We start from the raw sequence: 2946 nt of genomic DNA, 5'->3' as shown, positions 1-2946 counted from the left end.
GCCGGCACCTATAGCGTAACCGGGCCGAACGCCGACGGTGGATGCCTGACCCTCAAGAACGGCGTAACCCTCAGTGGTGCCGGCGCCGGAGTTACGACGCTGAAACTGGCCGATGGCGCCGGTGCGGTGGACGGTATCGTGCGCACGTCGGCTCAGCACAACACGGTCGACGCCAAGGTCGCGGACTTGACCATCGACGGCAACCAGGGCGCCACCCATGGAACCGTGAATGGCCTGGTCAGCGGCAGCGCCAGCAATCCCAACGCGCACAGCGTCGGCCTGGAGGTCAGCGGGGTCGAGCTGGCAAATTGCAGCGGTTCGGGCCTGGTCGCCGACACCCTGACGGACGATTTGCGGGTGACCGACAGCGTCGCCCACGACAATGGCGACGATGGCTTCACAACCCGTTTCGCCTCCCGTGATGGCCGTGCCGATTCGGTGAAATTCTCCGATAACGCTGCCTATGGCAATGGCGGCGATGGCTTTGACCTCCGCACTGCCAGTTGGGCCACCACCGACGCCGCCGTGCTGCTCAACAGCGATGCTCACAACAATGGCGGCGACGGCATCAGGCTGACTGGCTTTGCCCAGCCGCAGAAAAGTCTGCCGTACCCTGAAGACACCTTGGGCGGTGGCAGCGTGTATGGCAACGCAGGCGCTGGCGTGCGCCTGGAAAACATCCAGCGCGCCACCCTCACTGGCCTGGATATTCATGGCAACGGCGAAGAGGGCATCCATCTGGCGGGCACCTTCGACACGCAGATAATCAGCAACGCCATCCATGAAAACCTGCAGAACGGTCCTGGCAGCGAGCTGTTGATCGGCAAGCTGCCAGCGGGTGTGCCGGGCAATACGCAGTTTCCCGCCGAGGACGTGGATTACGACCTGATCGGCAACATCTTTACCGCTGGCACCAATTCTACCTATGCCGTGAGCGCCCCCCATCCCACCGATGACTTCCACCACCAGGTGGGCGGCCAGCTCAACGGCTTTCAGGGCAGCACGCCTGTCAACGCCACTGACGGCAGCAGTGTCGGCGGGTTCGTCGCCTATGGCACGGAGGGCAATGATCACTTGGGTGGTGCTGGCCTGAATGCGCTTTACGGCGGCGCCGGCCGCGACACACTCACGGCCTCAGACACCGGCACCCTGCTGACCGGTGGCGCTGGCGTGGACAAGCTGATCGCTGGCGGCGGCCGGGACAGCTTCATCTACCACAATGTCAGCGACAGCTACGTCGACAGCAGCGGGGCGGCCCACCGGGACGTGATCACCGGCTTCGACGCGACCCAGGACTACTTCGACCTCGCGGACCTGAAACTCCGGGGCCTGGGGGATGGCCACAATGGCACGTTGCTGCTGCGCTACTACGTGACCAGCGACACCACGGTGCTCGCCAGCCTTGATGCCGACGCCGACGGCAATCGCTTCGAAGTGGCGCTGAAGGGCGACTACCAGGGCCAACTGACCGGAGGCAACTTTGCCAGTTTCTACGAGGGCACGGATGGGGCGGACAGCGTGTACCGGGGCGAAGATGATTTCGGCAGCACGACGTTCTACGGCAACGGCGGCGACGACAACTTCTTCGTCGCTGCTGGCGGTGCCTGGTTCGAAGGCGGCGCCGGCGCCGATTCTATGGGCACCGGTTGGGGCGGCGGCACCTTCGTTTACCGGGCGATTTCCGACAGCTTTATCAACGACAGTACCGGAGAGCGGGTGATCGATACCCTCGGCTTCGACTACGGCGAGCTCGACGTCTCGGCGCTGGGGTTCACAGGCCTGGGCGATGGCCACAACGGTACCTTGGTGTACCAGGGCAACCTGCTGCAATCACTGGACGCCGACAGCCAGGGCAACCGCTTCGCGGTAGAAGTTTCCCACACGTTCACTTCCTACGAATTTGCCCATTCCATCTACCCCTCTAGCGGCGTCGGTCTACTGGGCAATGGCACGGTGGTTGGGGACGCTGGCAACAATGTGCTGCAAGGTGAGCAGGGCAACGATGTGATCACCGGCCTGGGCGGCAAGGACACCCTCAGCGGTGGCTCAGGCGCAGATACCTTCCGCTACCTGAGCGTGAGCGACAGTTTCCATGGCGGCGCCGACCTGATCACCGACTTCGCCTTTGCCCGCGACACCCTGGACGTCTCGGCGCTGGGGTTCACCGGCCTGGGCGACGGCAGCGGCACCACTCTGCACCTTGCCTACAGCGCGGGGACCGACCGTACCTACCTGCAGAGCAAGGTCGCCGACGCCCAGGGGCATACGTTCGAAGTGGGACTGACGGGCAAGCTGCTGGACCATCTCGGCGCCGCCAACTTCGAGTTCGCGTCTGTGCCCGAGATTGAACTGCTCGGCAGCAGCCCAACGCACCTGGCCCTTTCCGCATAAAAGCATTGGAGCCTGCGAAAGAGCATCGACGCCTCATTCGTGGGTCTCTTCGAATGGCAGCTCGACTCGCTCGGGCGCCCGTATAGGCCAACGGCTGCATGGCCTGTCATCCATGATGTAGCGCGAAACGGCCGTTTATCCTGGCCGGTCCTTGGCCCGCGCTTGTCAGCTGAGAACTTCTCCTCGGGTGACTGGCTCTATGAACGTGTACGACCGCGAGCACTGCATCAGGGTGCCTACACTTCACCTGCGTCTAAGGAATGACCAATGGCTTCGACCCTTCAAAACACGACCGACACCCACACCGTTCGAACCGGCACGGGCAGCGTGGTCATAGACCTCAATGCGCTCACCGATGACGTTCAGAGCGTGACCCTCCAGCCCGATGGCAAAGTACTGTTGGTGGGTTTCAGCGGACACAACTACGTCGGTTATTCCGGTGCGCCGGGTGATGAGTCCTACGGCATACGTTCCGACCTCACCGTCATGCGCCTGAACGCCGACGGTAGCCTGGACACTACGTTCGGCCAAAGTGGCATTGCGGTGCTACCCGCC

Annotated in this window: 1 protein-coding gene and 1 pseudogene; both read left to right on the top strand. The window is 63.2% G+C overall.

The window, feature by feature from the left end:
* Positions 1 to 2391: M10 family metallopeptidase C-terminal domain-containing protein (locus VF672_RS09300; protein WP_331103916.1), on the top strand; the 2391-nt coding region annotated here is incomplete at its 5' end.
* 267 nt (positions 2392 to 2658) lie between these two features.
* Positions 2659 to 2946: pseudogene (locus VF672_RS09295) on the top strand (delta-60 repeat domain-containing protein); the annotation flags it as partial.

Origin of the sequence: Pseudomonas sp. (genome assembly GCF_036387035.1) — a bacterium.
Classification (GTDB): Bacteria; Pseudomonadota; Gammaproteobacteria; order Pseudomonadales; family Pseudomonadaceae; genus Aquipseudomonas.
Note: the sequence above shows the minus strand (reverse complement) of the source record. Positions and strands in the feature narration are given on the sequence as shown.